Origin of the sequence: Gilvimarinus japonicus (assembly GCF_042847215.1) — a bacterium.
Taxonomy (GTDB): domain Bacteria; phylum Pseudomonadota; class Gammaproteobacteria; order Pseudomonadales; family Cellvibrionaceae; genus Gilvimarinus; species Gilvimarinus japonicus.
The window spans coordinates 3,104,974-3,128,794 of sequence record NZ_AP031500.1; the positions used below are offsets into that span (position 1 = coordinate 3,104,974).

Annotated in this window: 15 protein-coding genes; 5 read left to right on the forward strand and 10 right to left on the reverse strand. The window is 50.5% G+C overall.

Annotation, left to right across the window (positions count from 1 at the left end; genetic code table 11):
- Positions 1–490: 490 nt before the first annotated feature.
- Positions 491–1,318 (reverse strand): GTP-binding protein, encoded by an 828-nt coding sequence (locus tag ACGHAD_RS13170; protein ID WP_390402794.1) that lies wholly within the window; start codon positions 1,316–1,318, stop codon positions 491–493.
- Positions 1,319–1,526: 208 nt separating this feature from the next.
- Here ACGHAD_RS13170 and rdgC point away from each other — a divergent pair, with 208 nt between their 5' ends.
- The 3 genes from rdgC (at position 1,527) to ACGHAD_RS13185 (ending at position 4,707) form a co-directional block, all read left to right on the forward strand.
- On the forward strand, positions 1,527–2,459 hold the full coding sequence (gene rdgC / locus ACGHAD_RS13175) for a recombination-associated protein RdgC (RefSeq protein ID WP_382418266.1): 933 nt from the start codon (positions 1,527–1,529) through the stop codon (positions 2,457–2,459).
- 71 nt (positions 2,460–2,530) lie between these two features.
- Positions 2,531–3,091, forward strand: coding sequence for a glutathione S-transferase family protein (locus ACGHAD_RS13180; RefSeq protein WP_382418264.1), 561 nt, complete (start codon positions 2,531–2,533; stop codon positions 3,089–3,091).
- A gap of 65 nt (positions 3,092–3,156) precedes the next feature.
- A complete protein-coding gene (locus ACGHAD_RS13185; RefSeq protein WP_382418262.1) occupies positions 3,157–4,707 on the forward strand; it encodes a tryptophan halogenase family protein in 1,551 nt (516 codons plus the stop codon).
- Between the two features lie 12 nt (positions 4,708–4,719).
- Here the strand turns inward: ACGHAD_RS13185 and ACGHAD_RS13190 are convergent, their stop codons facing one another.
- Together ACGHAD_RS13190 and ACGHAD_RS13195 are read right to left on the reverse strand one after the other, a co-directional pair.
- A complete protein-coding gene (locus ACGHAD_RS13190) occupies positions 4,720–6,222 on the reverse strand; it encodes a tryptophan halogenase family protein (RefSeq protein ID WP_382418260.1) in 1,503 nt (500 codons plus the stop codon).
- 197 nt (positions 6,223–6,419) lie between these two features.
- Positions 6,420–9,449, reverse strand: a complete 3,030-nt coding sequence (locus ACGHAD_RS13195; RefSeq protein ID WP_382418258.1) for a TonB-dependent receptor — start codon at positions 9,447–9,449, stop codon at positions 6,420–6,422.
- A gap of 393 nt (positions 9,450–9,842) precedes the next feature.
- Here ACGHAD_RS13195 and ACGHAD_RS13200 point away from each other — a divergent pair, with 393 nt between their 5' ends.
- Positions 9,843–10,559, forward strand: a complete 717-nt coding sequence (locus tag ACGHAD_RS13200; protein WP_382418256.1) for a DUF6445 family protein — start codon at positions 9,843–9,845, stop codon at positions 10,557–10,559.
- 8 nt (positions 10,560–10,567) lie between these two features.
- On the opposite strand, the gene ACGHAD_RS13205 is transcribed toward ACGHAD_RS13200, so the two are convergent.
- The 3 genes from ACGHAD_RS13205 to ACGHAD_RS13215 form a co-directional block, all read right to left on the reverse strand.
- A complete protein-coding gene (locus ACGHAD_RS13205; RefSeq protein ID WP_382418254.1) occupies positions 10,568–12,091 on the reverse strand; it encodes a tryptophan halogenase family protein in 1,524 nt (507 codons plus the stop codon).
- A gap of 81 nt (positions 12,092–12,172) precedes the next feature.
- The gene (locus ACGHAD_RS13210; protein WP_382418252.1) at positions 12,173–14,800 is read right to left on the reverse strand and encodes a TonB-dependent receptor; all 2,628 of its coding nucleotides are present in this window, start codon (positions 14,798–14,800) and stop codon (positions 12,173–12,175) included.
- 467 nt (positions 14,801–15,267) lie between these two features.
- Positions 15,268–17,871, reverse strand: coding sequence for a family 20 glycosylhydrolase (locus tag ACGHAD_RS13215; protein ID WP_382418250.1), 2,604 nt, complete (start codon positions 17,869–17,871; stop codon positions 15,268–15,270).
- A gap of 382 nt (positions 17,872–18,253) precedes the next feature.
- Here ACGHAD_RS13215 and ACGHAD_RS13220 point away from each other — a divergent pair, with 382 nt between their 5' ends.
- Complete coding sequence (locus tag ACGHAD_RS13220; RefSeq protein WP_339615972.1) at positions 18,254–19,879, forward strand: methyl-accepting chemotaxis protein; 1,626 nt, start codon at positions 18,254–18,256, stop codon at positions 19,877–19,879.
- 95 nt (positions 19,880–19,974) lie between these two features.
- On the opposite strand, the gene trpC is transcribed toward ACGHAD_RS13220, so the two are convergent.
- The 4 genes from trpC to ACGHAD_RS13240 form a co-directional block, all read right to left on the reverse strand.
- Positions 19,975–20,784, reverse strand: coding sequence for an indole-3-glycerol phosphate synthase TrpC (gene trpC / locus ACGHAD_RS13225; protein ID WP_382418248.1), 810 nt, complete (start codon positions 20,782–20,784; stop codon positions 19,975–19,977).
- 23 nt (positions 20,785–20,807) lie between these two features.
- Positions 20,808–21,839: an anthranilate phosphoribosyltransferase gene (gene trpD, locus ACGHAD_RS13230; protein WP_339615970.1), complete on the reverse strand. Its 1,032-nt coding sequence runs from the start codon at positions 21,837–21,839 to the stop codon at positions 20,808–20,810.
- 12 nt (positions 21,840–21,851) lie between these two features.
- Positions 21,852–22,463, reverse strand: coding sequence for an anthranilate synthase component II (locus ACGHAD_RS13235; RefSeq protein WP_382418246.1), 612 nt, complete (start codon positions 22,461–22,463; stop codon positions 21,852–21,854).
- A gap of 118 nt (positions 22,464–22,581) precedes the next feature.
- Complete coding sequence (locus ACGHAD_RS13240; RefSeq protein ID WP_382418244.1) at positions 22,582–23,613, reverse strand: hypothetical protein; 1,032 nt, start codon at positions 23,611–23,613, stop codon at positions 22,582–22,584.
- Positions 23,614–23,821 lie beyond the last annotated feature (208 nt).

Consider the following 23,821-nt stretch of genomic DNA (forward strand, 5'->3'; position numbering starts at 1 on the left):
CGCTGGGCTCTCGGCGCACTAAAACGTATGATCGCTTAAAAAGGTGATTGATGGCCTACAGGCCATCAATCACAAGGAGAGCCATGATAGATGATACTTACAGTCCTTGCGTATCGCATGATGCACTCCGTCGCACCATGATTTAGCGGATCTAGCCAAAATGCCCATAATGACCAAACCCAACCAAATTCTTTTTTGCCTACCTTTGGCACCTGCAGCATCCCAGCTAAGAAGTGCCTTTAAGTGCCTACCACTATCCTCACAAAAAGCCGAAGGACAACGTTGTCAATAACTCATACCTTATTCGCGCCAGACAACGTTGTCAAGCACTTTGCAACAAAAAGCTCGAAAGGATACACAAAGGGAAAAAAGCGCCAATTTTCAGCGAGTTACTAAACCGAAGCCAGAAGCGAACAAGCGGTTAATACGGCGCTGGGCAACAGAGTTGTCAGCCCTCGCGCGCGGGCTCGTTCGGCGCGAGGGCTTCCGGTTACAACGAGTATGCCCGCACACTATGCTTAAGAAAGGTGGGCACAAACAGCGTATCTGTAGCAGGGTCATAACCAATATCAGCGGTATTTATTTGCTCTTTGCGGCTATCGAGCAATAACTGCAAAGTGCCGTCTTCCTGAAGATGGTAAATCAATCCGGCCCAGCAGGACACAATAAACCCACCATCATTAAGCGCCTCAACGCCGTCGACATCTTCCGCAAACCCTTCTGCTACGAGCGTCATATCGCCGGCCGATGTCGTGCGATACAACCGCTTACCCGCACCAATATATAAGGCATCGGCGAGGGTATACAGTCCATTGGCGCCGGCCAAGCCTTCACGGTAGGTATCAAGTTTCCCGTTTATTAACCGGTGCACCTTACCCGTATGAGTATCCGATACATACACCACCCCATCGCCATCGACAGCAACATCATTGAGAAACGATGCCCCCTCGACCGGGTAGCGCTGAACCACAGAGCGATCGGCCAAATCAATCGCCACCAACTCTGTCATATCAGCAACGTACAGTGTCCCCGCGAACACCGCCATGCCCTTGGGCGCATTCAACCCCCTGACAAAATCCTGATTAATGATTTTGCCGTCCGCAGCCAATAGCGCAACACCCCCTTTGGCATCTGCGTCGCTGTGCCCACCTTCTATCTCGGAAACCAGCAACACCTTACGGCCATCTATCTGATGCACCAACACCGACTCTGGGGTCCGCAGCGCCAGCGTTTCCCAGCTGGGCTCTTTCAGTGCATCACGCGCAAACGCATTCGACACACAGGCCAACACACACAACCCGACCCATTGTTTCATCATCCTTCTCCTTCGGACTTATGTCCACTCAGACTACAAGCCCTAAGTGTTCCAGAGTTGCCGCACAATGAAAAGCGCTAAACTCAAGCAACCCGCCGCAACGTACCTCGCCACGGGGTTTTCGGGGTTGTGGCAATTAATCTGTGTCGTTCAACCGCGCCGAGTTCTGCTACACTCGCGCACCGACAAAATAGCGAACAAAGAGCTGATTATGTGGTTTAAAAATTTACGCGTCTTCCGTCTGGCCGAGCCCTTCACCATGACCGCCGAGGCCCTGGACGAAGCACTTGAGAGCAATAGCTTCAACCCCTGTGGCAAAATGGATATGTCTCGCTATGGCTGGGTATCGCCACTGGGGCCAGACGGTCAAACCTTGACCCACAGCGCCAATGGCTATATCGCCATCGCCGCCAAAAAGCAGGAAAAAATCCTACCGGCGGGTGTCATTAAAGAGCAACTCGATGAGAAGGTCCGCGCCATTCGCGCCGAAGAGGGCCGCCCCGTAGGGCGCAAAGAGCGCGACGGCATGAAGGATGAAATCATTTTCACCCTGCTGCCTCAAGCTTTTACTAAGTCGAGCATCGACTTCGCCTATATCGACACCCGTAACGATCAAATTGTGGTCAATGCATCCAGTGCCACCCGCGCCGAGGATATGCTCAGCGCATTGCGCGAGGCCCTGGGCAGCTTGCGAGTTGTGCCACTGACACCGAAAGACCCGGCCATTCAGGTGATGACCCACTGGGTGCGCGAACACGAGTTGGCCACAGACTTTGAACTAGGTGACGAATGCGAGCTAAATGCCAGCAGTGACGAGCGGGTTATTCGCTGTAAAAAGCTCGACCTACACGACGACCAAGTGCGTCAGCACATCGAAACCGGTATGTACGTCAACAAGCTGGCCATTCAGTGGAAAGAAGCCATTAGCTGCATCATTGACGATCAATTTACCTTTAAGCGGGTTAAGTTTGCCGATGAGCTACTGGAGCGCGCTGGCGACCGAGCGCCAGAGACTCTCGCCGAGCAGTTTGATGCCGAATTTGCCATTATGACGTTGGAGTTGTCCGCTTTTATACGCGCCGCCATCGACGCCTTTGGCGGTGAAAGCACCGACACACTGGTAAGCGAGGCAACTGACCTCTAATATTACCCGGGTGGCCCACCACGCTCGGCCACCCACACTTACAACACCACTGTGTATTGTTAGGAGGCACCTTGAAACTTTACGGTAGCTACACCTCGCCTTTTGTTCGCCACTGCCGCATTGCGCTATTAGAGTCAGGACTCGAGTTCGAACTGATTGAAACCGACAACAAAGCCAGTGCGCAGCAATCACCGACGCAAAAGGTGCCATTTTTGCAAGATGGCGATATCGCCCTGACCGACTCCACCGCGATTGTAAAATACACCCGAGAAAAATCCGGCCACACTTACTTTGCCGATATCTCCGAGTACGATGGCTTTTGCTTGGTCAACACCTCGTTAGACGCCTGCGTCAATTTGTTCTTTTTAGAGCGCGACGGCATAAGCACCGAACAAAGCAGCTATCTACAACGCCAACAAGCCCGAGTAGACTCCACATTATCCGAGCTCAACCAAATGCCGCTCCCCATGGGCGCGCCCTACGGTGATATGGCGATACGCTTAGCGTGTTATTTAGCGTGGGGGCTGTATCGGCAGCGACTATCGCTAGAGGCCTACCCTAACCTCGAGAATTTTTTACAACAGATAAACGACTACCAACCTTTTGCCGCTACGGCACCACCGCCGCTTTAACGGGGCGGCTAGACGCGTATTGAGCCAGCGGGTATCCTGCCCCAAATAACGCAAAAGGTAACACTGTGGTCACGGATTCCGCGCACAACACAAGCTCGATTAATCACATTGTGATCGCCGGTGGTGGCACCGCCGGCTGGATGGCCGCCGCCGCACTGGCGCATCACTTTGCAATGCTGCACAAACAGGGCAGCATTGCGCAGTCGCCCGCCATTACTTTGGTAGAATCTGAAGCCATTGGCACCGTCGGCGTCGGCGAGGCGACCATTCCCAGCATTCGCGCCTTTAACGATTCGCTTGGCATCGACGAGCTGGAGTTTCTAAAAAAAACCCACGCCACCTTTAAGCTTGGCATTGAGTTTAAAGATTGGTATCAACCCGGCGCCACATTTTTTCATCCTTTTGCCGATTACGGTATGCCCCTAAAAGGCATCGACTTTCATCACTATTTGATTCGTTTACAACTGGCCGGCGAGCCTATTAACCCCGCCGATTATTCCTTTCCCGCGCAGCTGGCCAAACAGGGGCGCTTTGCCCAGCCGCACCCCAACCCACCCACGCCACTGGCCGATTACGGTTACGCGTATCATTTTGATGCCGGGCGCTACGCATTGTTTTTGCGGGACTACGCCGAACAGCGCGGTGTTATCCGGCGCGAGGGAAAAATCGAACAGATCAAGCAGGACCACAGCAGCGGGTTTATCCAATCACTACAGCTCGATAATGGCGAGTGCATTTCAGGTGATTTGTTTATCGATTGCTCGGGCTTTCGTGGCTTACTGATTGAGCAAGCGCTCAACACCGGTTACGATGATTGGCGCCAGTGGCTACCCTGTGATCGGGCGATTGCGGTACAAAGCGAGAAAACCACGGAGCCGCTCCCCTACACCCGAACCACCGCACGCGAGGCTGGCTGGCAATGGCGTATTCCACTGCAACAGCGCACCGGTAACGGTTATGTCTACTCAAGCGCGTTCTGTGATGACACCACCGCCCAGGCAACGCTGCTAAGTGGCCTGGATGGCGCACCGATTAAAGCGCCGCGGAGCTTTGAGTTTGTGACCGGCAAGCGCAAAAAAATCTGGCACAAAAACTGTTACGCACTGGGCCTTGCCTCAGGCTTTTTAGAGCCACTGGAATCTACCAGCATAAGCTTGATCCAAACCGGCATCAGTCGTTTACTGGCGTTTTATCCGCACAAGGGTTACCGGCAGTGCGACCAAGATGAAGTAAACCGCCAGCACCATCACGAGTTTGAACGCATTCGCGACTTTTTAATCTTGCACTACAAAGCCACGGGCCGCGCAGACACCGAGTTTTGGCGACACTGCCAAACCATGGCCGTGCCCGATACCCTGCAACACAAAATGGCACTCTACAAAAGCCGGGGCGTATTAGTCAGCCACGAGCCAGAAGCTTTTGAGCCGGACAGCTGGGTGACAATGTACATGGGGTTTCATTACCACGCTGGCGACTACGACCGCCGCGCCGACGCCATTGAGCTGGGGGCGCTAAAACAGCAACTTGCGAAAATCCGTGACACAATCCGCAATGCCGCAAGCCAGCCCATGTCTCACGCCGAGTTTATCGCGCGCCACTGCGCCGCAAAAGATTGACCCAAAAAGCAATTACGCCGGCGCATCTGCCGCGCAATGCTCGGCGATAAAATCATCGTGACTTTGTACCGAGGCCACCGCACTCGCCACCGATTGACGCATCTCGCCCAAGGCTTTTTGTAAGTATTCGGGGTTCATTTGCTTTACTCGCTCGTCATATTGCTCGGGTAAGTAATGAAACCCATCATAAATTGCCATCCAGCTTGGGGCGCCAAATATTTCAATCGGGTAGCGAATCAAATCGCCCCGCGCCCGAAACGCCGCCACCTTCTCGCGCAACATATCGGGCAAAGGCATATCCCGACAGTAACGCCACAGCTCACCGTCATCGCGCTGACTGAGTTTGTAGTGCAAAATAATAAAATCTCGCACCCGCTCGTACTCTTGCGCGGTCAGGTCATTAAACTGAGCCACGCCCTGCGCGGTGTACCACGGCTTGGTAAACGCCCGGCGGATCTTCTCGATCGCGGTTTCAATTAGGGCGATACTGGTAGACTCTAGCGGCTCTAAGAAACCCGCCGACAAACCCACCGCAATACAGTTGTTATTCCAGGCCAGCTTACGCCGCCCCGCGGTAAAACTAAAATGGCGCGGCTCGTGCAAAAGCTCATCGTCAATATTGTCTTTTAACGTGGTAATAGCCTCATCGTCACTGAGATAACGGCTGCAATACACAAGCCCATTGCCGGCTCTATGTTGCAACGGAATACGCCACTGCCAACCGGCTTTGTGGGCGCGGCTAACGGTATAAGGCGGCGCACTACCCCTGCGGGTGCTTTGCACGGCTACTGCGCTATCACACACCAACCATTCGCTCCAGTCGTGGTAGCCGGTGTGCAACGCTTGCTCAATCAGCAGCCCTTTAAAACCCGAGCAATCGATAAATAAATCGCCGCTCACCGTGCGTCCATCGCCCAACACTAGCGACTCGATCCCCTCGGCGCCGCACTTTACAGCATCAATTTTAGCGTCGATACGAGTTACACCGTGCGCTTCGGCGTACTCCCGCATCAGTTTGGCAAACAGCGCCGCATCAAAGTGCAGTGCCCAGTCGTATACCGACAGCTCTGAGGGAGGGTTAGGCGACGGCTCGATAAACTTGCTCTGCTTGGCAAGATTCACACCCAGAGAGTAGTCGGCCAACGCACTGGTATCGCCCAACTCTTTTAACCGCATCCAGTAGTGGTGAAACTCAATACCGTTGGCTTTTTGCCCATACAGCCCAAACGGGTGAATAAAAGACTCACCGGGCTTGCGCCACCCTTCAAACTGAATCCCGAGCTTACAGGTCGCCTGAGTGGCCTTCATAACCGCTAAGTCGTCCATACCCAGCTCGGCATAAAAACGGCGTAACGTCGGTATAGTCGCCTCCCCTACCCCAACCGTGCCGATCTCAGAGGATTCAACTAAGGTAATGTTTATATCTGTTTTGCGAAAATGCTTGCTTAGGCTAGCGGCGGTCATCCAACCGGCAGTACCGCCACCAACAATCACAATGCTGTTTACCTTATGCACGTTCAACCTCATCATCTTTTTTGTTATTGCTCTCAATATGATCTGGCGAACTACCCGCCGCACACGCCTAAAACATAAACTATCAGCTCAGCATATATAAAAAAACCGCCGCAAAAAAGCCTTACGGCCCTTGCGGCGGTTGAAAGGTGCGAGGCACTCAGATGAATGCCTGCGGTTTTCTTGCGCTACTAAAACATTTAGAAGTTTACCCGTGCACCCAGTGCCCAGCGAGCTTCGTAAACGTTCTGGAATGCCTTCTGCTCCTTAAACTCAAGATAAGTCTGTTGCAGCTCTTCGGTAATGTTGGAGCCATTCAGGTAAACGGCAACATTATCAGTGACATCCCAGGTCACATTCATATCCAATTGGCCATATTCGTCCTGGTACAATCCTTGACCACCAGTAGTGTCGCTACCGCCCTCAATCAAACGCGGAGAACGGAAGTTATACGCAAGACGAGCCGACAAGAAGTCATTCTCGAACCAACCGACAAGGTTATAGGTATCCTCAGAGTTGTTCGGGAAGGGAAGCTCTTCGCCGTTAAAACCTTCTGCATCCTGAGAGCTCTCAGACAAAGTGTAGTTAACGTCGAAGCCAAAATTAGACATAAAGTTGTCGGTTATATCGCTAAAAGCAACTTTAGCCTGCAGCTCTACACCTTCGACGCTGCCACCACTACCCTGAACTAATGCCGAGGCAGTCCAATAACCATCATTCGGCCCGCGATTGACACCGTCGGCATCTGGCTCAAGCACACTGATAGTACCGTTTTCTACAAAGCTGTCGATATCCAGCTGGAAATATGTAGCGCCGATCATCGAGGCTGCACCCAAGTACCACTCCGCTGACAAGTTTAGAGTGCTAGAACGTGTGGGCTCAAGATCTGGGTTACCCGCAAAACTAACACTTTCAATACGCATACAGGCACATTCACTGTCGAACGTCTGACCTACCCTTTTACCACCACCCCATTGCAACAAATCCACGGGCATCATGGTCTCGCCATAACCAGCACGCAGCACGACACTCTCAGTCACACTGTAGTTAACATTCACACTGGGCAAAACATCGGTATAGCTTCGCTCGGTTAACACATCACCCACGTCAGGAGCCGTACCAGAATGAGAATAATTAGGGCTGCCGACCAAGTTCTGACGAATAGACAAATCCGTTTCGATAACATTAACACCCACATTACCGCTAACCGGGCCCGCCTCAAAGTTAGCTTGTAAGAAGTAACTCAGCTCATCTAACTCTACGCCATAAGAGTTGCCAGCATTATCAAGGCGGATATTGTCGCCAAATACGCGATCCATAAATGCCGCTGAATCATCAAACTCACGAGGGTCAATAGCCCAAACTCCCGGCGCACCATTAACACTGTAATCATCAATCCAGACTACATCGGTAAACTCATCAATCCGGGTAGGAGGCAAAAGCTGATAAGGTACCCACTCGCCATCAACCATTTCACCCAGCTCATCGTCAGGTTTATTACAAACATCTGGGAACTCAGCTACCTGGTCAACCGCTCGCCACTGAGCATAGCAATCGCCAGTTTCATCCAACCCACCAAACAAGGAGTATTCAGCCCGCTCTACAGTGCGGCGGCTTTGACGAACACCCACATCAACACTTGAAATAAAAGGCGTATCATCGAAGGCATAATTCCAGCGAGTGCTAAATGTATCCAGGCTTCCTTCAGTATCAGTATTATTCTCAGAAGAGAACGCACCTACATGATAGCTATCAATGCTCGCCATGTAATCATACACAGACATCTCACCTTGACCGCCATTTACCACACGATCAAGGCCACCAAAGGTAATGTCCTCGCCAGTTTGCTGGTAAGTCATCATCCAGTCAGTGTCAGAAATACTATCCGCCTGATAATCGACAAAACAGCCTCCCTGATCACCAACAATATCATCGCCCCCACCACAATATGAGGCGGGAACAAATCCGCCCTTACCGCCGTTTAAGTTTGATGCAACGGTATCCAGCACATCACCCTCACCATAACCGTGACGCATCTGGTGCTCAGCAGAGGCCGTGGTAACCCGAACCTGGCCGGTCAGCGGGCCGCCATGATCAAAGTTCAGCTCAACGCTGGCATTTTCTGAATTCTCCAGATTGAAGTTCGTCTGACTGAAGGACTGCAAACGCAGAGGCCGCGCCTCGTAAGCTGAATTGAGTGACACCCACTGCTGCGGTGCAGCCCCGTCAGTGGACGGCTGATAAGTCCAGGAGCCTTCGCCGATCTCATTGTTAAGAGGGAAGGCATAATCAGAAAAAGTCTGCCAGCGGTTGTTTGAAGAAAAACCGGCACGGCGGTTATAGCGTTCCTGATCGCTGTAGAAGTAATCAGCAACCAACTCAACACCATCGCTCAACTCCGCCTGAAAAGAAACGTTTACACCGTCACGCTGACGCTCTTCTTCTTTATAGTAAGCAGAAAAGCCCTGCGGCACCATGTAATAAACATCCGGCATATCTGGGTCAGCGCCACCATTTGCACGCGCCGCACCAATACCACCGTTTTCTGAAGTATCAAACCAACCGTTAAAATCAGTCGCCAGATTCTTCTCTGTGGTTACCGCACTGACCAAAACCCCCCACTTATCGGCGTTGTAACCAATCAAGCCACTGATGGTAGGATCATACTCATCACTGATTGAGCCATGGTCAACTTCTGCGCTACCAGAAAACGTCCAACCTTCATCAAGGTCGAACGGACGGCGGGTTTTCAGGTTTACAGTACCGGCCGTACCAACACTGGTTAGCGAAGCAAAAGGGGCTTTGTAGACATCAGCGCCTGAGAACAGCTGAGAGGGCAGATCACCAAAATCAGCACTGGAGGTATCAATGCTTGTTGCACTCAAGAAAGTTTCACCGTTCAAGGAGGTCGCCACACCCGCCATACCACGAATTTGAACTGGGCCACCTTCACCGGCCGTTCGTTCAACCTGAATACCAGGAATACGCTGCAGCGAGTCAGAGATGGTAACGTCGGGTAGTTTGCCGATATCTTCGGCGGAAATTGCATCAACCACCGATGCAGCATCACGCTTGGTGTTAACCGCGCTTTGCTGTGATGCGTAAACCCCGGTAACCACTACCTCTTCGAGCATTGGATCAGAATCTTGCGCGCTGACATAGGCAGACGCCATTAAACAAGACGCGATACTCGACACCAGCACTTTACGTTTAAATTTATCTTTTTTCATGTTCACAATTATGTCCTCACATGTGATGTAACTTATTGTTATTAAATCGCTATGTCGCTCGATGGCTTTAAAGTTGGTCGGGCAGACCGAGTCTCTGGAGCCAATCGAATTGAGTTTTATTCTGGAGCAACCCAGCATCAAGACGACTTATCGCACCCATAGCGAGACTATTTCTACGCCCGCCAGGACAACGTTGTCAAGGATAATCTACAAAAAAGCCATAAACGTCACATAAGGTCACATTACGGATAGGTTTTGGGGCCAAAAATTAAAGTTTAGATGAATGACACAAACGGAAATTTGAAAAAATATTCACAAACAAAAAAACTAAAGATCTTGCAATAGCGGATTATTCTGGTAAAAAAGCATTAAACCAACAAAGGCAATATAACCATGAGTCACCAGACCCCCTATACACTAAACGCAGAGTCCCACGTAGAGATTGCTAACTTTGGGAACGAGAATCAAGAGGTTATTATTATTGATAACTTCTTGAAAAACCCTCAAGCGTTAGTGGATTTTGCCGTTCAAAAAGGCGATTTTGAACAGTACCAAGGGCACTGTAACTTTTACCCAGGCATCCGCTTGCCGGCACCCCAAGAGTACTCACGCGAGATAATGCCCAAAATCAAATCGCTGCTATTATCAACCTACAATGGTTTGTCTGCCGATTGGGAGCTCAATAAAGCCGATTGCATGATGTCGCTTATCACTATAAAGCCCGAAAACTTGCGTAAAGTTCAATCGACTCCGCACTTTGATTCAGCCAACCCTTATCAGTTTGCAGCACTTCTTTATCTATGTAATGAGGATCACGGCGGCACGGCGTTTTTCCGACACAACCAAACTGGATACGAAACCATTGCGTTTGAAGACCGGAAGAAATTTGAGGCTATTTACTTTAACGATATAGAGCGCGCCCCAGTAAAGCGTGGGTATTTTTCCGATTCTAACGAGTATTTTACCCGCATAGGAAAAGTCGACGCTAAATTCAATCGCATGGTTATTTACCGAAGCTGTCTATTGCACTCAGCCCTAGTAGGCGATAAAAGTATTGATTCCAACCCTAAAACCGGTCGGCTAACCGTAAACTCTTTTGTGGCCTTTTAAAAAAATCATCAAGTAGAAAGCATTGCTTTTTTTAATTTCATCAACCATTCTCGGTGGCTCAACAAACCGTTTTGCAACTGTTTTGACTGATCGGCTATCATTGCTATTTGTTTCTGGCTATCTCGTATCTCAAAATCGGACATGGAAGACGGCTGAGTCAAAAACTTCATACCATATAAAACATATAAGTAGTTCTCCACATCAAACACTTCGAAACGGCTAAAAAAATCCTGTTTTTTGGGCGGCACAAGGCTCCACAGCTGTAATCGTTCGTGAAGGGTTTGTGAAAAAGTGTCTGGGTTGCGGTTTTCCTGCCAAAAACTCGAATCATTTCGATCAGAGACACAATAATGCAATTTGACAAAGTCTATGGTTCTATTCCAGCTGTAAGTAAGAGTTTTATTATAACGCTTAGCTAATAGCGCCATGTCGTCTTGAGTTTTTGGGAAGGTTTTTGCGAGATACTCAGCGGAGAAGTCTGTCAACAATATAGACGTTGCTTCTAGAGGCTCGACAAAGCCTTGAGCCAACCCAATAGCAACGCAATTTTTTCTCCAAAGCTCTTGGCGATAGCCTACTTTTATAGGTATTTTTCGTGGTGAGAATCCTTCCGACTCCAAACCTAAATATCCACTAAAGTCAGCCAAGGCTTTGTCGTCCGACATATGTTTACTGGAATACACAAACCCTAAGCCTCTACGATTAGGCAAGGTGATATCCCACAGCCAACCAGCCGAATGTGCTTTAGCGATGGTATAAGGAGGTATTTCCGTACGTCCATCGGTCGGCACCTGCATAGCCAAAACGGTATCGGTTAACACCTGATCCGAGCGATCAACAAAGGGGACATTTAATTTTTTATCAATAAGAACAGAAGAGAAGCCACTGCAATCAACATAAAAATCAAAATTTTGTTTTTCTCCAGTGTCGAATATCAAATTTTTAATTGATCCATCTGAGTATTGATCGGCATCGACAATAGTCGCCTTTTTATGTGCTATAGAAAACTTTTCTAAAGCATTTTTAGCTAACAACCGAGAAAACTTTAACGCATCAAAATGATAAGCATAACCTAGCTCGCCCTGATAAGGCGGTGAAGATATTTTCTTTGGTGAACGCATAGCATCGCAAACACCTGACTGCGCCGAAACATCATGAAAGTCGAATTTTTCGCGATTGGCCAACCAAAAACGGGTAACATCTCGGCCGGCGGGAAAAGGGGCGTCAAAAGGGTGGTAATAATAATGATTTTTTCCGTGAACGGCTGGATCCAGCCATTCAATAAACTTAATGCCTTGCTTAAATGTCGCGTCACAGTTGGCAATCAGGTCAGCCTCAGATATACCAAATTTATCTAGCGCTTTTCTAATATAAGGAACGGTGCCCTCTCCCACTCCAATAGTAGGAATATCAGGCGACTCTACGACCGTAATTTCAACCTCGGGATCTAAACGCAACTCAAAGCCCAAATGGTTGGCAGCCATCCAACCGGCGGTGCCACCACCAATAATAGCGATTTTTTTTACCTTCACTACAATCCCCTAAAATTAGCTATAAAAAAAACCCAACGTACAAGTACGTTGGGTTTTAGTAAAGCTTAAACTAACACAGCATTAGAACTTAACGCTAGCACCCAGTGTATAGGTTGCTTCGCCTTTGAACGTCCACGCTGGGTATGTGTCCAACAACTCAGGCTTCAGGCCTGAAGACGCAGGCGCCACCCCGTATTGCAGATCGTCCTCTTCTGTTACGTTACTAGCATCAAAGCTGAGGGTAATGATGTCAGTCGCGTACCAGTTAAAGCTAAGATCCAGCTGGCCATAAGCATCGTGCATGCGGTTACCGTAGTAGAAGGCACCATCGCGAATCATGTACTTGGAGCGCCAGTTGTATGCAGCACGAGCTGAAAATACATCGTTCTCCCAATACACCACAGCGTTGGCATTATGCTTAGATGACTCAGTAAAGATGCTCTGCTGATCCGCATAAACTTCTGACGGTGCTTTGGCATCGGTAAAGGTATAGTTTAAGTTAGTACCAAAGCCGTTATCGAATGCATGGTTCCATTGCAACTCAATACCGTCGATGGTGCCACCGCCGGCGTTCACTTGATCGCTTACAGTCCAGTTATCCTCACCCGTGTCTGGGCTAACCAAACCAATGCTTTGGTTCTGCTTAATATCCGAGACCACAAAGTTATTCAGATCTTTCACAAAATAAGTCGCAGAGAACAAGTTGCCATCACCGTAGTAGTACTCTAAGCCCAAATCGGCCTGGCTAGACTTAACTGGCAACAGCCCAATCGAACCTGTCGTCAAAGTCTCATTACCTTGAACGGTGTCAGAGTAACCACTTTGGCTTGAAGAGGCGAACATGTCTTGGTAGTTTGCACGCGATATTGCCTGACCCGCCGCTAAGCGTAGTACCAACTGATCACTTAGATCAAAAGATACGTTAACGCTTGGGAGAACGTCATGGTAGGAAGCGGTATTTTCACTCAGTGTGGTGCTGTAGTACTCGTTACCAGCAAAGTCTCCCTCGGCCAGCGGGGTGCCATCAATAGCGTAGAATTTACTAGAAGCATCAGTGTGAATATAGCGCAGACCAAAATTACCTCTTACGCCTTCAGTCTCAAAGCTAAACATACCGTAAATGGCATCGTTTTGCTCATTGATGGTTGCGTAACCTGAGCGCGCTTCTTGCCAGCGATCAAGGTTTTTTCGGGTAATGGCAGCCATGGCATCGCCATCAGGCACTGGGAAGCTCGCCGCTCCGGTAAAGCCCAAATCTTCGCTGCCGCTGTACAAGCTTTCGGTAGGAACACTTACCGCGGTCGCCTTTAACACTGACTTAAAGTCTGACTTTTCAACATCATGGTCAGTAGTGCGAACACCAAACTCGAACTTGTTAATGGCACCTAGGTCGAGATCAATTTCGACGTCAATTTGGCCATAAACTTCTTCGTCACTGTTAGGACCTTTACCCACAGCCCAAGAAGCTGGAGCACTGGTTGCTGCCCCTCTGACCAAATCGGCAACAGTAATAACTGATTTCGGTCCACTCAGCTCAATGTGATCGCCGGTCGCATCAACATTACCAACATACTTAAACTCATTACCATCGCTATCCAATGGAACATAGCCAAAGTTAGTCGTCAGGTCGGTGCCACCCTCAGCCTTGGTGCTGCCTACTACAGCGCTAACTCTGAAATTATCACCTTCGTAAGAGCCATCTAGGGTGAATGTGTCAGAGTCCATGGTCCCCTGACGAGCCCAGGTTTGACCAAACTCTCTTATACCTTCACCTTCAGCAATAGTACGCTTAACACAAACATTGCTAGCGTTGTACTCGGTACAAGAGCCCGGCGCATTGTCAAACAAGTAAAGAGAAGTCGCGGTATTATCACCCACCAACTCCAAAGACATGTAATTGAGGCCAAACTGAAGTTCATCAGTAGGTGCGAACTGTACGGCAATATTGCTGGTAGTACGCTCACGTTGCTGAACAAAGCGTGAGGGTACAGCAGAAGCACCCCACGTCAAATCTGTCTCGTCGCCTTGACGAACATACTCGTTATCGCTGTAAACAATAGAACCCAAGATACCAAAGGTTTCTGAATCATTTTTCCAGCTATAAAGACCGGTAACATTAGGAGCAACCTCATCGCTAATGGTACCTACACTGCCTTTAACACCAAGAAACGTAGTGTTGGCATCCATATCCAATGGCTTGCGGGTTTTCACAATAACCGTACCACCGATGCCACCTTCGTTCAGGTTAGCCTGAGTAGACTTGTACACTTCCATGCCAGAAATCACTTCAGAAGGCATCAAAGAGTAGTTAAACGAACGGTCAATATTCACTTGGTCATACCAACCAGTGGATGCAACGTCCTGACCATTCAATTGGGTTAATGTTAATTGTGGTGCCGCACCGCGAATGGAAACCGAAGCCCCTTGACCGAAGGCGCGACCTACAGAAACCCCGGGAACACGAGCCAGAGATTCACCCAAATCGGCATCGGGAAACTTACCCACGTCTTCTGCAGAAACAGCGTCGACAACAGCTGTTGAGTTGCGCTTGATATCGACCGCATCAGTCAAAGATGCACGAATACCGGTAACAACAACCTCTTCGATCATCGGCTCTTCTTGGGCGCTTACGTAGGCAGATGCCAGTAAGCATGATGAAATGCTGGTCGCCAGCAGTGTTTTGCGAAATTTACCTTGGTTAGTTTCCATAACTGTCTCCTCACTATCGTTGTTTTATTTGGCAACTGTGCGCGTTATTTTTAACAGCTATACGCGTTACAGTTAGCCTGAGTCACGTCAAACGTTTTATAGGATTAACACCCCACCCACTTACCGGTACTGAAGTATCAAAAAAATGATCCCGGGACACGCTGCTTTACTTTTGTTAGACGTATTCGTCAGATCACAAGTGTAGTTTTACCGCCTGCAGGACAACGTTGTCAAGAACATATTATCATCAATTATCAACCAAGGATGTTATAGTCACCCAAACAACAACCTACATTAATGATATAAATCATGGCTTTAAGGGCTTAAAAAGGCGCCAATCTAGCACCAAAATATGACTTTTAAAGGCTTTTAAAAAAATCGTTTGACAACGTTGTTTTTAGCCACCACTTAAACCACAACATAAGGGCCTCGCCAGCCACCAAGCTGACGCAGGCCCTAGGCGCTAATTAACAACCGGGACAGCTCACCGCGGTCGCCCGGCTAGTATAGTCCCCCGCGCGGCTACGCAGCTGAATGCCGCCCGCGCCAACACTAGGCTTGGCCCCATCAGCATAGGGAGTCCAAGAGCCATCCTCTGACGTCTTATACTCAATCGCAAGTCCCGGCCAAGCAACATTAGCGCGCAACTGGCCACCGTCAACAACTGCGCCAGGCACCGGCAAGTGCACCCCGACATTCGCGCGCGCCATGCGCGGCAGCTCTTTTAGTACGAGGGTTTGACTAAAGTCGGCAAAAGCTTGATCGCGCGCACTGAAATCAGCATTGCGCCCCTCCCAACTCGCCTTGTGCCAAGCTCGTTCGGCCATTGCCATAACACGCGGATAAATCATCGGCTCAAGCTGTTCAGCGGTGCGAATCGTCTCGCTCCAAACGTGGCCCTGCATCCCCAAAATATTCTCGGGCTTTTCCAGCGCCGGCAACTCGCGGCCGACCAGGGCCTCGACATCGGTAATGGGGTCGCCATTGCGAGTGAAATCGGCGTTGGCATACAAGTTATCCGGCATAAAACCAAACACCTTAGCAACATCAGTAGCGCGGGCCGCCCAATAATAGCCCCGCTCCGCCGGATGCGCCTCGTAGGGATGATCAAAATACAGGTGGGTTGCCTGAGACATCACCACTTGATAATCATTGTTGGCTAAACGATAGGCTCGATCGGCAACACCCCACTCCCAAATATTGTCCCAAGCATTGGCAATGACCTGCTTATTATCCAGCTGTGAGCGATTAAAGGTATTGGTGGCATCGTACATCAGGCCGTCTTCCCACCCCTCTAAAGACAAACCTCGTGCACTCGCCAACTGAGACACGCGACGCACAAAATAAGGCTTTAAGTCGGCGGGGCCAGACACCCCCAGCTGGTGGGCGAACAGGTCGTCACACACCGGAGACTCGGTCCAGGCGCCTTTACCGACCTCATCGCCACCCATATGAAAGATAGACAGCTTTAAGCCGGCATCGCGATACATCTGCTGCAGCTCGTACATGATTTTATCGACGAAAGTATAGGTAGACTCGAGGCAAACATTGACCGCATTATCAGTGTAATTTTGTATCGATAAATATTTTGACGCATCCTGCGAGTCGGCTAATAAATAACGACGCGCCTCTACCTCTTTGCCCTGCTCCATTAGGTTAGCGTAACGCGCGTTCATAGAGGTAATCGCCGCGCGGGCATGGCCGGGCATATCAATTTCAGGAATGACCTGAACATGCCTTGCCGCGGCAAATTTAAGAATCTCGACAAAGTCAGCTCGGGTAAAAAAACCATTGCCCGAGCCATCCGCATCCGAGCCCGTCCCCAGCTGAGTAAGTAAACAGTCACGCTCAGCCAAGTCAAAGCAGCGCTTGGCACCGATATCAGTCAATTCAGGCAACCCTGGGATTTCTAAACGCCAGCCCTCATCTTCCGTCAAGTGTAGGTGCAGCTTGTTGAGCTTGTAACGTGCCATTTGCTCAATCAGACGCAAGGTTACCGCTAAACCGTGGAAATTGCGGCCCATGTCGTAATGCATACCTCGCCAATTAGCGCGCGGGGCATCAGCGATACGCACACGAGGTAACGTCAATGCCGCCTGCGCGTTAGGGTTCAGCAACGCCAGCAAACTTTGCACACCATAAAAGGCGCCCGCATTATCACGACCATTAATGACAATACGATGTTTCTCGATGCTTAATGTGTAACTCTCTGCTCCTTCAGGCAGCGTTAATTTACGCTCATCGGGCAAACCCACCGCCAACACAATCACTGGCGTATCAGTTTCGGCTGAGCTTAGCTGTTGACTTGGGTTTGTCTTGAGCTGCAGGCCCGCAACATCCGCTAACTGCGCACTCAGGTATTGCGCCTCGCCTTTTAAGCGGCCGGCGTAAACAATGCGCCAGGACGCATCAAGCTGGGTGTCACCACGCTGGTAATCAACTTTTACAGGGGTAGGAATAATTCGTTTCAGCGCATCAGCAGAGCTGATATTAGGCTGCGAACGCGCTTGATTGGCGCGATACCGACTCTCGGCGGTGGCAATTGCAAACTTATCATTGGCGTTGCGCAACTGTTGCTCGGGGCGGCTTATCGGGTCGACAAAATCGCTAAACACCTCAGTGTCAGTATTGCCAAAAACCTCAGGCTCCAAGCCTTTCACCACAACAAACGCGCGGGGCATAAAATCGCTGTAACTTACGATATGAGCCGAGGGCGTATAGTTGACCACCAGCGTTTCGCCGGCTTTAAGACCGGCAAAGTGCTCGGTAGGATAGGCACGATGTAAGTCTCCCTGAACATGCTCGATAGCCATACCATCACCCGCCACCGCCGTAACTTGACGGACCGAATGAAAATAAATCGACCAATCTGAGGAGCCAGCCGGTAAGCCTTGTTGCGACTGATTAATAATAATCATACGCACTTGATGCCCGTTAGCGCCGGTATTGCTAACGACGCCAAAGCGCAGCTCGGCGCCATCGGCAAAGTTCTGTAGTGACTCTTGAGTAAAGCTAGCCGCCGCCGAGGCGGCCCCATAAAAGCACAAAAGCCCCATCAGTAAGTATTTCATTGTTATATCCTCACCTGAATTTATCGGTATTTTTAGCCGTGGCAACGCTCAGCGCGCACAAACTGACAACGTTGTCCAGATTACACCATTGGCAGCCGCTGTCCAGCACCATCACAAAAGATATTGACAGTTAAAGCTTCTTTACAGCGCCCCCTCTAAAGAATTACAGTTAAATGCCGCTAACAAGGGAAAGAGAGCCTATTAACGATAGTTCTCTGCGAGATGTGGAGCTCAATTGACATGCCCCTCCACTGACATAACTAAAAAAACAGCAGAATAGCCAGCCTCAGATCAATAAGGAATAATGCGCCAATATGGCGTGACAACGTTGTTAACTTAACGATAAGTTAACGCTAGATGCGCCTTAACAGTGAGCAAGCTTATGACTCTGCGATTAAAAATGTGGGTATTAACCACGCTAATATTTGCCGGCCTCGTGGTTATCGTCACAGTTGGATTATTTACCTTACGTTACGCGACCAGCCAAGATAATGAAGCGCGCGTCGAGCAACTGCTTAACAGCACTTACGCAACCGTTACCCAGATGGAAGCGTTAGCAGCCGCCGGCACCTTGAGCGAATCGCAGGCAAAGAGTATAGCCACTCAGCTACTGCGCAATAACATTTACCACGAATCGGAATATGTGTACGTTGCCGATGACAACCTCAATTTTGTTGCAGCCCCGCTAGACCCGCAATTACACGGTACAAGCTTCCACGAATTCAAAGACGCCAATAACAAAAGTGTCGGCGATATTTTGCAGCGCGCCGTACAAGGGGCAAATGGCACGCTGGCGCGCTATCATTGGACACAGCGACAAGCCGACGGATCGATCGAAGACAAGCTTTCTATCGCAAAATTAAGCCCTCGCTGGGGCTGGGTGGTGGGCACGGGCATTGGCTTTAACGAAGCCAATGCCCGTTTTTGGGATAGCGCTGCCACTCAGCTGGGCATCGGATTACTGCTGGTACTGGTTATTGTTTTGCCGGTTCACTTTACCGTTAATAGCTTACAACGAGGTCTAGGGGGTGAACTAAAAGAAGTCGCGACACTTGTGCGTAAAGTGGCCAGCGGCGATTTAACCGAGAACGATCAAACCCACAGCGCGCCAGAAGACAGTATCTATGGCTCAGTGCTAAAAATGCGTCACTCGCTACGCGAAATGATGGAGGCAATGGCGAACGCCTCCCATAGCCTAGACAACATTAGCGACGATATCGTACAAAAAGCACAAACCAGCACCGCTATGGCCGAAGAGCAAAGTATCACCACGACCAAAATTGCCGCTTCTGCCGAAGAGTTTAACCAGCAAACCCGCCACGCCATGGCGCAAGCCGAAGAGGCGCGCGCACAGACAGAAGCAGCTTCACAAACCTCTGAGCGCGGTCGCTCGCTTATTTCCAGTGCAGTACAGCGCTTTACCGACATTGATCACGACATCAGTGTCACCCAGCAAAGTATGGACACTCTCGCCGAACGCATCGATAACATATCCAAAGTCATCTCTGTGATTAGTGCGGTGGCAGAGCAAACAAACTTATTGGCGTTAAACGCTGCCATTGAGGCGGCACGCGCCGGCGAGCAAGGCCGAGGGTTTGCGGTCGTGGCCGACGAGGTACGCCAACTGGCCTCGCGCACCAGTAATGCCACCAGCGAAATCAGCGAATCGATTAATGCGGTGCAACTAAGCTCACAGCAAAGCAAAAAGAATATGGACGCAATGGTTAACGAGATTAAAGAGGGTATTGCACAAACCACAGAAGGCGGAAAGATTGTTCAATCAATCCGGGAGGAGACGCGCAACGTCGAGGACATTGTCTCCCACATTCGTCAAGCAATGACTGAGCATGTTGAGGCCAGCGGTCTTATTTTAGAGTATGTCAGTCAAGTCGAAGGCTCATCAGTAGGCACTAAAGACGCGGCGCAAGGCACACTTGAGGCGTCACAAAAAATTCGCGAAGCATCCCACAACCTATCTAACCTGCTAGAGCAGTTCACACTAGAATAACCCGCAAGGTTACCCTTTAAGGCAGCTTCGTTGGAAGCTGCCGACTGCTTTTAAGAAAACGAGTACACGTTGCACACACGGTACGCCTGGCGGCACTAATCCGCCTTGAGCGCAAAAAAATTAGCCAAGGCAGCGCCCGGGTCAGGCTGACGCATAAAAGCCTCGCCCACCAAAAAAGCGTTGACGTTTTGTTCGCGCATAGCCACAACATCCGTTTGAGCCAAAATACCACTCTCGGTAACCACTAAGCGATCGTCACTAATGCGCGATAACAAATCGTAGGTAGTCTGCAAACTAACATCAAAGGTATGCAAGTTGCGGTTATTAATGCCGATCAGGCGATTTGGCAAGGCCAGCGCTAACTCTAGCTCGGCGGCATCGTGCACCTCTACTAGTACATCCAAGCCAAGCCCCAGGGCAAACTCGTTTAACTCGCGTAGGCGCTCGGCACTCAGCGCTGACACAATCAACAAGACGCAGTCGGCGCCCATGGCGCGCGCCTCAAGTACTTGGTACTCATCAACGATAAAATCTTTACGAATGACCGGCAGCGATACCGCAGCCCGGGCTTGACGCAAATATTCATCACTGCCTTGAAAAAAGTCCACATCGGTTAGCACTGATAAGCAGGCCGCACCGCCTTGCTCGTAGCTGCGAGCCAAATCCGCCGGGACAAAGTCTTCACGAATCACTCCTTTACTGGGTGAAGCCTTTTTGATTTCGGCAATTACACCGGACTCACCAGCGGCCACTTTGCGCTCTAGCGCCTGAACAAAGCCCCGAACAGAACCAGCCGCTTGCGCTTGCTGTTCAAGCTGCGCAGCGCTAACGAGAGCTTTGCGCTCGGCAATTTCTTCCCACTTACGGGAGATAATCTTTTTTAATACGGTGGGCGTATCGGTCATCGCCAAGGTTCCTGTCGTTAATTTTACTTAAAGCATTCGGTAAAAGCGGCTAATTCACGAACCTTTTCACCCGCGAGCCCCGAGCCAAGTGCGTCTTGCGCGCGGGCCACCCCTTCTTCTAAGGTGTCGGCAATGCCACTCACATAAATGGCGGCGCCGGCATTGAGGGCAATAATGTCAGAGGCTTTGTGAGCCAGATCGTTGTGCTCGTTGCCAAGTGCGGCCTGAATCAACGCAAGGGAGGCCGCCGCATCGCTCACCGTCAAACCGATCAAGCTTTGACTAGCGATGCCAAAATCTTCAGGCTTAATAGTGTACTCGCGAATAGCGCCATCTTTTAATTCGGCCACATGAGTCTCACGAGCCAAACTTATCTCATCCAAACCATCGGCGGCGTGCACTACCATGACATGCTCGCTACCCAAGCGCTGCAGCACTTCGGCCATCGGCCGGCACAACTTATCGCTAAACACGCCTATCACCTGGCGCTTCACCCCGGCGGGGTTTGTCATGGGACCCAGCATGTTAAAGATAGTCCTAAGCCCCAACTCCTTGCGCGGGCCAATGGCGTGCTTCATAGCGCTGTGATGCGCCGGGGCAAACATAAAACCCACCCCCAGCTCGGTTACACACAGCGCCACTTGCTCGGGTGTTATATTCAAGTTGATACCCGCCGCCTCTAACACATCTGCGCTGCCGGTCGAGCTTGAGACGGAACGATTGCCATGCTTTGCCACGCTCGCGCCAGCGGCGGCCACGACAAAGGCACTAGCCGTCGAGACGTTAAATAGATTGGCGCCATCTCCCCCCGTGCCACACGTGTCCACTAAGTGCTCGGCGTCGATCTCAACACTTGATGCCAGCTCGCGCATCACGGTTGCAGCGCCCGTAATTTCATCGATGGTCTCGCCCTTCATACGCAGGCCCAGCAGCAAAGCGCCTATTTGCGCCTCGGTGGCAGCGCCGGTCATGACTTCGCGCATCACCGCGATCATCTCATCGGTATTAAGGTCGATCTGATCGACCACTCGCGCCAGCGCGGTTTTAGTATCCACGGTGTTCTCCTCTTATTGGTACGCCGCACTCGTCTTAATCGAGCCATTTATAAACGTCTGCAGCAACTGATGCCCCTGATGGGTTTTCACGGATTCCGGGTGAAACTGCACCCCTTGCAGCATACCGCTACGATCTTGCAGCCCCATGATTTCGAGTGTCTGGCCGGGCGCATCCGTTCCTTCCGTCCAGGCGGTAACTTGCAGGGACTCAGGTAAGCTTTGCCGCTCGACCACTAGCGAATGGTAACGCGTCACCTCGAGTGGGTTATCGAGCCCTTGAAACACGCCAGCTCCAGCGTGCCCCACCCTAGCGGTCTTGCCATGCATAACACGGGCGGCGTGTACTACGTTTGCCCCTTTTGCGCGGGCGATGCATTGGTGCCCCAGACAAACGCCAAGAATCGGGATTTTACCAGAAAACGCTCCGATAACGGACATGGATACCCCGGCATCTTCGGGGCGGCCGGGCCCAGGGGAAATGACGATATGCGAGGGGGCTAGTTGTTCGAGCTCGGCCAAGGTGATGGCATCATTGCGCCGCACCAGCACTTCACAACCTAGATCCTCAAAATAGTGCACGAGGTTATAGGTAAAGGAGTCGTAATTATCAATCATTAACAGCATAGCGCAGGTAAACCGCCGGCAAAGGAACCTAAATAAGAGCGCTGAATGCTAGGCCGAAGGCTTAAGAATATCAATAGGCTCAAATAGGTGGCGGCCCACCTATCTGAGCTAACGACCTTTAAGGGGCAGTATCGGCAGAGGTGCCACCAACAGGCTTGGCAGCCTGAGTGTCGGCGGCGGGGCTAGCGGTGGTGTTAGCACTAAAGCTGTCACTCACATAGCTCGCCGCCTTTTGCGACAGTTCGCGAAACTTATCTGAGGCACTACTGAGCTTTTGATCCCACTCTGGGTTGGGAGTTTGCCCTTCGATCGTTTTGAAATAGACATCCATCATGGCGGTAACCGCCAATGGCTCCAGTAGGGCCGCCTTTATACTCCAGGCCAGCAACGCCGCACTTAAAAATGACCAAGTCCCCACCGAACCAGGAAACAGTGTGGCAATCGCCGCCACCGGAAGCAGAATCACCAAAAAGATGACGAATGCCGAGGCGTACATAAACACCATCAAAAACACAGCGTTTTTCAGCATCGTCTTATAGTTTTGTGCGTATAGAATCAGCGCATCTTTACTGGACTGCCAAGGGTTATCACTGCCAGTTTTAATGTTATAGGCCAGCATGACTTCATCGACGTACGTCAGCGAGGTATTAATAACACCGTTGATCGCACCCGCCACTTTTTCTAGCCCAGGGATAGGGATAATTCGCGAGATCGACATCACCATGCGGTTCAGCATGCGCAAAATGCCCTTAATGAGCTGATCGACACCGAACAGTATTGAAGCTTCTTTAAAGCGTTCTTTAACCACCTTCTGACCGTGATCGATCTGGCCGCGACCACTAGGTAACTCGCGTCCCTGTAGCAACTCGACCAACACCGCAATATGACCGGCTTTGATCAAATACAGTAGGTACTCACGCGCCCAGTATAAAACACCACTGACAATACCAAAGCCCAGCAAACCGCCCAAGAAAGTGCCGCTGCCGTCACCGTCCCCCATTGCCGTCACGCCATAGCCTATGCCCGCACCAATACCGGTGGCCAGAATATAGGCCAACGCAATACCGACGTACACCAGCAGACGCAATATAATAAAGGGTGAGGTACGGCCCATCAGCTTTGCCGCGTTGGTTAAACTAAAATCCCACATAAGACGCTCCCTACGAGTCCCTGTCCTAAATAACACCAAAAATAGGCTAAAAGCCCACAATAAGCCCTCATTACGGCAAGTTCAACTCCACACGTGCCTTTTTGCGCCATAGCGCAAACTTTTTAACTATTACGACTTTGCCCCATACGGTATCATATCGCTCGGTCGGCAGGACCTGACTGTAAACCCACCCGCAAAGAGCAGCGCA

Excerpts from the sequence above, each read along its gene's own strand:
- ACGHAD_RS13170 (WP_390402794.1), bottom strand. The coding sequence starts at position 1,318 with ATGATGAAACAATGGGTCGGGTTGTGTGTGTTGGCCTGTGTGTCGAAT.
- rdgC (WP_382418266.1), top strand. The coding sequence starts at position 1,527 with ATGTGGTTTAAAAATTTACGCGTCTTCCGTCTGGCCGAGCCCTTCACC.
- ACGHAD_RS13195 (WP_382418258.1), bottom strand. The coding sequence starts at position 9,449 with ATGAAAAAAGATAAATTTAAACGTAAAGTGCTGGTGTCGAGTATCGCG.
- ACGHAD_RS13200 (WP_382418256.1), top strand. The coding sequence starts at position 9,843 with ATGAGTCACCAGACCCCCTATACACTAAACGCAGAGTCCCACGTAGAG.
- ACGHAD_RS13210 (WP_382418252.1), bottom strand. The coding sequence starts at position 14,800 with ATGGAAACTAACCAAGGTAAATTTCGCAAAACACTGCTGGCGACCAGC.
- ACGHAD_RS13215 (WP_382418250.1), bottom strand. The coding sequence starts at position 17,871 with ATGAAATACTTACTGATGGGGCTTTTGTGCTTTTATGGGGCCGCCTCG.
- ACGHAD_RS13220 (WP_339615972.1), top strand. The coding sequence starts at position 18,254 with ATGACTCTGCGATTAAAAATGTGGGTATTAACCACGCTAATATTTGCC.
- trpC (WP_382418248.1), bottom strand. The coding sequence starts at position 20,784 with ATGACCGATACGCCCACCGTATTAAAAAAGATTATCTCCCGTAAGTGG.
- ACGHAD_RS13235 (WP_382418246.1), bottom strand. The coding sequence starts at position 22,463 with ATGCTGTTAATGATTGATAATTACGACTCCTTTACCTATAACCTCGTG.
- ACGHAD_RS13240 (WP_382418244.1), bottom strand. The coding sequence starts at position 23,613 with ATGTGGGATTTTAGTTTAACCAACGCGGCAAAGCTGATGGGCCGTACC.